Source organism: Cognatishimia sp. (assembly GCF_964229375.1).
Lineage (GTDB): Bacteria > Pseudomonadota > Alphaproteobacteria > Rhodobacterales > Rhodobacteraceae > Cognatishimia.
On sequence record NZ_CAXREH010000225.1, the window covers coordinates 1 to 6,074 of the forward strand.

The window sequence follows — 6,074 nt, forward strand, 5'->3', positions numbered from 1 at the left end:
GCCACCGGCGAAGGCGACGTCGCAAACAGATCCCGCGCCAAATATGTCTGACGACTCTGCATCGCAGACGGATTTCGCGGCGGCGATTGCATCGGTGTGGTGCCGCGTCCTTGGGACGGATGCGGTGCAACTGAAAGACAATTTCTTTGACCTTGGAGGGCACAGCCTTTTGGCCGTGCAAACCCATCGCGCTTTGCGCGATGAGCTGGGATTCAAAGCTTTGTCGATCACCGATATCTTCCGTTTCCCGGTTTTGGGAGACCTCGTTGCGCGCCTGGAGAGCCTGACTGGCTCGAGGGAATCTGGGCGCGTGGCCAAAAAACAACCAACACATCCTCAGGTTTCGCCACATTCTGCTCCGGCGTCTGAGACCACCGTGTTGGAAACAAAGAACGAGCGGTCTCTCGCTCGTCACGCTGCCATGTCCAAACGGCGCGCATTACGTGCCACTCGCAAGGAGAAACAGCTATGACGATGATGATGCGACATAATTCACGCCTGGAACTGGCGGCCCGCGCGGTCTTGCCAACAGGTGTCGCAGTTTCAGTTACCTCACCGACAGCCGAGCCTGACCCGCTGTGGCCGGTCGAAGAACGGGCCATTTCGCAGGCCATTCCCGCGCGCAAACGTGAATTTGCCGCCGGTCGCATGGCCGCGCGCCGCGCTTTGCTGGCGCTGGGACGTGCGCCATCGGCTATTCCGGTGGGCGATGACCGCGCTCCCATCTGGCCGCGCGCTATTGTTGGCAGTATCGCGCATGACGACACCGCCTGCATCGCCGTGACCGCAGAGCGGGATCGCTTTAAGGCGCTGGGCGTCGACATCGAACCATCCACGCCCGTGGAAGCGGAGCTCTTTCAAGAGATCTGCCGCCCAGAAGAACTGGCATGGCTGCGGCAACTGCCGTTTGAAAGCCGTGGCATGGTGGCGCGTCGTTTCTTTGCCGCAAAAGAAGCGGTTTATAAGTGTCAGTATGTGATCAGCCGCAAGATCTTTGGTTTTGACAACCTGAGCGTGGTCTTTGATCGCCAGGGACGGTTTGATGCGCGTCTGATGAAAGACGCAGGTCCCTTTGAGGCCGGCACCATTTTCAAGGGGATGACGGCCTTGGTGGGCGATCAGATCCTTAGTTTCTGTTGGATTGGCGAAGGGTCGCACAGCGACGAGAGTTTTCCCAATTCGGTCACAGGATAACCACATTGCGGGTGCATCTTGCGGCGAAATACCCGCAAAAGATGTGCCCGAACACATCGGGCAGAGCAGATTAGGCAACGACAGATGATTAGGCTGACTATTCTCGACGAGATCCTTCGCGCATTTCTGCGCCACGTAACGTTGATGACGTTCGTGGTGTTTGTTGGCGTGATTGCGTCTTTGGTTTTCGCCCTAAGTCTTCCTCGAACCTATGAGACGATGGCGATCATCCAGATTGAACAGCCGGATATCGAAACATCATCGACGGGTGCCACTGCGAATGGTCAAATTTTGCAGCAATTGCAGATCATTGAACAACGCGTGATGGCCCGGGAGAATTTGCAGGGCATTATCGACGAATTTGATTTGTTTGATGATGCGCCCGCGATGACGCCGAACAAAAAAGTAACTGCGCTGCGCGAGGCAGCCTCCGTCTCACAAATTTCTGACCCCGCCTTGGCCTGGCGTCCGGATGTCATTCCGACCGCACTTAGCATCACAGTGGCTTTAGGCAACCCGGATCTCGCCGCTGCCGTGGCCAATGAGCTGGTCGACAACGTCGTAGATCAAAACCGCGCGCGTCGTGAAATGCGGGCCCGCGAAACGATGGCCTTTTTCGAAGGCGAAGAGATGCGTATCGGCGCGGACATTCAAAACTATGAAACGCAGATCGCAGAGTTTCGTCAAAAGCACTCGGCCTCTTTGGGCACCGGGATCACGGCGCAACGCGAAGAACTGCGGACCCTTCGGGATGCCGAACTGGTGGTCTCGCGCGAGATACTGGAGTTGAATTCAGGTCAACGGGCCAACAGCACGGTCTTTGCCAATCGTGTGTCGCGGCTGGAAGAACAACGCAATCTGCTGCGTGCGCGGATCGATCAGGTTGAATTGGTCATTGCCGCAGCACCAGAACTTGAGCGTCAGCTCGCCGGATTTGAGCGCGAGCTGCGCCAGCTGACAGAACAATACCAGGCGATCACGCGTGGCAGGGCAGAGGCCGAGATGCGGCTGATGCTGCAGGAAACCGAACGGTCCGAAAGCTTCTTTATCTTGGAACGCGCGGTCGCGCCCGATGACCCTGTGTCGCCCAATCGTAAAAAGATTGCGCTCGCGGGCTGTGTCTTGGCGCTAATGGTCGGGATGGCGTTGGTCTACTTGATGGAATTGCGCAATCCGGTCATCCGCACCGAAGCACAGCTTGAGAGGCTGCTTGGGTTGCGTGCGGTGGCCGTGATCCCCAACGTTCACGTCAAGCGCGAACGCCTGCTGAAACGGATGATCTGGGTAACGGGTGTCTTTGTTTCTGCCTTGGTTACTATGGCGATTATTGTCGTGATTTCAAGCTCTTGATCTAGTCCCCGTTACACCAATATCTATTCCCGAAGCCCCGCCTGTGCGGGGCTTTTTCTTTGCGCGACGCGAGCATAATGCGAATCAAATACAACGCTGAATTGCGCGGTGCTTGCGGGCCTCTGGATTTGCGCAAACAAAGCTCAAATTGTTCGAAAATTGATTTTTCTGGGGAAACAGTATTGGTGCGCTTAGGTGAACAAATTTTCCTCAATCCCCCTATTGGTTCGCAGGGCGTGACAAAAATTGGACGAATTTGTCAATCTTGCCCCGATTTGAATGGGATGATATCGAAAATACAATAAAAACAATAACTTATGAATTAACCTTGATTTCGGCATCGTGGACGAATTTCGACATTTTTGGTAAAACTAGACACAAGTTGAACACATTCGACAGGCGCTGAAACAGCGGTCTTCGTTGGCTTTGATCTGACAGGATCAGATCGCAGGCTTTGACCCCCTTCAGCAGGTTCCGTGAAAAACGCACCCCTTTGGGTGCGGTGGCGGAGCTTTGTCTGTTTGAGCTTTGGAGAGATGAATATGGGCATGCAAGCACACGGCAGCTTTGCTTTGGTTCAAGAACGCGGCGATGCGTCCCTTGGGCTGTATCGCACCGTTTTCAAACGCGCGCTGGACATTCTGGCGGTGATGATCCTGGCCCTTCCTGTCACCATCGTTGTTCTCGCCTTGGCGGCAGTTGTCGCGCTGGACGGAAAATCCCCGTTCTATGTCCAGAAACGCATTGGTCGCGAAGGGCGCGTGTTCAAAATGGTGAAACTGCGCAGCATGGTTGCAAATGCCGATGCGATCTTTGCCGACTATCTGGCCACGCACCCAGAAGAGGCGCGCGAGTGGCATGAAAAGCAAAAGCTTTTCAACGATCCGCGTATCACACCGATTGGCCACCTGATCCGCAAAACATCGCTGGACGAGCTGCCACAGCTTTGGAATGTGCTGATCGGCGACATGTCTCTGGTTGGCCCGCGCCCCATCATGGTGGACCAAAAGACCATCTATCCAAGCGAAGCCTATTATGATCTGCGTCCGGGGATCACCGGCCCTTGGCAAATCTCCAGCCGCAACGAGAGCTCTTTTTCAGAGCGTGCTCAGTTTGACGCGGGATATCTGAACACGCTGACCTTTGCGACGGACGTGCGCATCATGTTCAAAACCGTCGGTGTCGTGGTCAACGCAACAGGGCACTAAGACGTTTTGCGGTAAGAAAAATATCCGATTGCCGCCTCAAAATCGGCCATTTGTAAGTTTAGGCTGTGCAGGTAACCGAGGTAAACAAGTCGACGCATGCCAAACAGCTTAGCATTTCTGGTACTGGCGCTGTGGCCTTTGGCCATGCTGGGCATCTTTCGTGCCCTGCCTCCGGGACGTGCGCTGATCTGGTCGGTGCTTGCCAGCTATCTTCTGTTGCCGCCATACCCGACAGAGTTTGACTTTCCGCTTATGCCGTCGCTGGATAAGACGACGATCCCGAACATCATGGCGATCGTTCTGACGGTTTTCTATGCGCGGCAGAAAATCAAATGGCTGCCAGATACGATGCTGGGCAAAGCGCTGGTTGCGATCTTTGTGCTTGCCCCGATCCCAACGGTGCTGACCAATCCTGAACCCATTGTTTTTGTGACGGATATGCTGCGCGGGCTATATGCGCAGGACATTTTCGCAATGATGGTGATGCAGTGCATTCTGTTGGCCAATTTCGCGTTGGCGCGCAACCTTTTGACGACGGAAAAAGACCTGCGAGACCTGTTGCTGGCTATGGTGATTGCGGGTACGGCCTATGCCTTTCCGATGCTGATCGAAGTCCGGCTCAGCCCGCAGATCAACATCTGGGTCTACGGCTTCTTTCAGCATCAGTTCGATCAGATGATCCGCGGCGACGGCTTTCGCCCGATTGTATTCCTGTCCCACGGAATCTGGGCCGCGATGCTGGTGATGATGAGCCTGAGTGCCGCGGTCATTCTGGTCGCGAACACCGAGGGCGAGGCGCGACGCAAGCTGATTTGGGTGGCTGTGTTCTTGGCGGCGGTGCTGGTGCTGGCCAAAACGCTGAGCGCGTTCATGTATGCGATATTCATCGTCAGCATGGTCTTGTTTACGGGATGGCGTATGCAGGCGAAAGTCGCCATGCTTTTGGCTTGCCTGGCGCTTGCTTATCCCATTGCAAAAGGGGCCAATCTGGTGCCCGAAGAACGACTGTTAGAGCTGGCCACAAGTGTCAGTGCAGATCGTGCGCAGTCTTTGGAGTTTCGGTTTGAACACGAAGGGGCCTTGTTGCATCGCGCGCAGGAAAAGCCGTTGTTCGGATGGGGGATCTGGGGACGCAATCAGATCCATGACCCTGTGACCGGACGTATGACCTCTGTCGCTGATGGACGCTGGGTTCTGACGCTAGGGATGCTGGGCTGGCTTGGGTTCATTGGCGAATTCGGGCTGCTGATTTTGCCGATCTTTTTGATCTATCGATTGTCCACGCGCTTGCCGTCCGAGGAAAACTGGCGACGACATCAGCGCGAGATGAACTTGTTTCCAACGCAGGGCGGCTTGAGCAAGCCCCTAAAGCAACGCGCTGTGACGCCTATTGCTGGTGGGCTGAGTTTGTTGTTGGCAATCAATACGATAGACTTGCTACCTAATGCGACTTTGACAACGATGACTTGGTTGATCGCGGGTGCCTTGCTTGGTTATGCCGAAGCCTTCCTGGCCCGCAAACCAACCCCGAAATCGTCCGAGGTGGCCACGACAACCCCAGAGACGCCGGTCCGTCCGCGCACCGTGCTTTAGGTGCGTTGCCGCAGGGCGTGAAGCACCAGTCGCGGCATGATCATTCCGCTGTCAAAGTAACGTTTCCATAGCCGTTTTGGGTTTAGCAGCAGACGCCACACCCATTCGATGGCCAAGCGGCGCGCCCATTTGGGCGCTCGGGTTTGAGTGCCCGCCAGAAAGTCCAATCCCGCACCAATGCTGGCAAAGCCAACCGAAGGGGCGAAGTCTTGCGCCCGCGCGGCCAAAAGCTCTTGTTTTGGAGCGCCTAAGGCCAAGAAACACAGCGATGCGCCGGATGCTTCAACGGTTCGCAGGATCTCGGCGGCGTCATCAGACATGGGGTCAAACCCGAAGGGCGGCGCGATCATACATGCGACCTCAAGGCCCGCCACTCGCGTTGACAGGGCGTTGGCTGCATCGCTCAGCGCAGCTTCGGTGCTGCCCAAAAGCGCGATGGATCGACCCTCTTTTGCGGCCCATTCACACAGTGGCAGGACCAGATCAGACCCCGGCAAAAGATCAACCGGAGTCTTTGCCAGTTTCGAGGTCCACACGATGGGGTTTCCATCCGCAACAACGAAATCCTGCTTGTCATAGGCCGCATAGAATGCCGCGTCGCGGTCCATTTTGACAAGGTGGTCCAGATTGATGGTCGCCAGGCTAAACCCTTGCTTTTGTTTGAGTCTGTCGCGCACTTGGCTTTCAAGCTCTGTAAGGGATCCGACGTTCACGCGGATCTTGCCGTTC

The 6,074-nt window shown here is 55.7% G+C and carries 6 protein-coding genes; 5 read left to right on the plus strand and 1 reads right to left on the minus strand.

What is annotated here, in order from left to right; all coding sequences use genetic code 11:
• The 5 genes from ACEQWH_RS15970 to ACEQWH_RS15990 all read left to right on the plus strand — a co-directional run.
• Positions 1-472: phosphopantetheine-binding protein (locus ACEQWH_RS15970; RefSeq protein ID WP_370232506.1), on the plus strand; the 472-nt coding region annotated here is incomplete at its 5' end.
• Positions 469-1,194: a 4'-phosphopantetheinyl transferase gene (locus ACEQWH_RS15975; RefSeq protein ID WP_370232507.1), complete on the plus strand. Its 726-nt coding sequence runs from the start codon at positions 469-471 to the stop codon at positions 1,192-1,194. The genes ACEQWH_RS15970 and ACEQWH_RS15975, both read left to right, overlap by 4 nt.
• Positions 1,195-1,278: 84 nt before the next feature.
• Positions 1,279-2,544 carry a GumC family protein gene (locus ACEQWH_RS15980; RefSeq protein WP_370232508.1) on the plus strand — a complete coding sequence of 422 codons (1,266 nt, stop codon included), beginning with the start codon at positions 1,279-1,281 and terminating at the stop codon, positions 2,542-2,544.
• Positions 2,545-3,086: 542 nt separating this feature from the next.
• The gene (locus tag ACEQWH_RS15985) at positions 3,087-3,752 is read left to right on the plus strand and encodes a sugar transferase (RefSeq protein ID WP_370232510.1); all 666 of its coding nucleotides are present in this window, start codon (positions 3,087-3,089) and stop codon (positions 3,750-3,752) included.
• Positions 3,753-3,848: 96 nt separating this feature from the next.
• Positions 3,849-5,345 carry a hypothetical protein gene (locus ACEQWH_RS15990; protein WP_370232511.1) on the plus strand — a complete coding sequence of 499 codons (1,497 nt, stop codon included), beginning with the start codon at positions 3,849-3,851 and terminating at the stop codon, positions 5,343-5,345.
• Here the strand turns inward: ACEQWH_RS15990 and ACEQWH_RS15995 are convergent.
• Entirely contained in the window at positions 5,342-6,064 is a 723-nt protein-coding gene (locus tag ACEQWH_RS15995; protein ID WP_370232513.1) for a WecB/TagA/CpsF family glycosyltransferase, read from the minus strand. The genes ACEQWH_RS15990 and ACEQWH_RS15995 overlap by 4 nt on opposite strands.
• Between the last annotated feature and the right edge of the window lie 10 nt (positions 6,065-6,074).

Bases quoted from the DNA above. Each gene is read 5' to 3' on its own strand.
- ACEQWH_RS15975 (WP_370232507.1), top strand. From the start codon at position 469: ATGACGATGATGATGCGACATAATTCACGCCTGGAACTGGCGGCCCGC.
- ACEQWH_RS15980 (WP_370232508.1), top strand. From the start codon at position 1,279: ATGATTAGGCTGACTATTCTCGACGAGATCCTTCGCGCATTTCTGCGC.
- ACEQWH_RS15985 (WP_370232510.1), top strand. From the start codon at position 3,087: ATGGGCATGCAAGCACACGGCAGCTTTGCTTTGGTTCAAGAACGCGGC.
- ACEQWH_RS15990 (WP_370232511.1), top strand. From the start codon at position 3,849: ATGCCAAACAGCTTAGCATTTCTGGTACTGGCGCTGTGGCCTTTGGCC.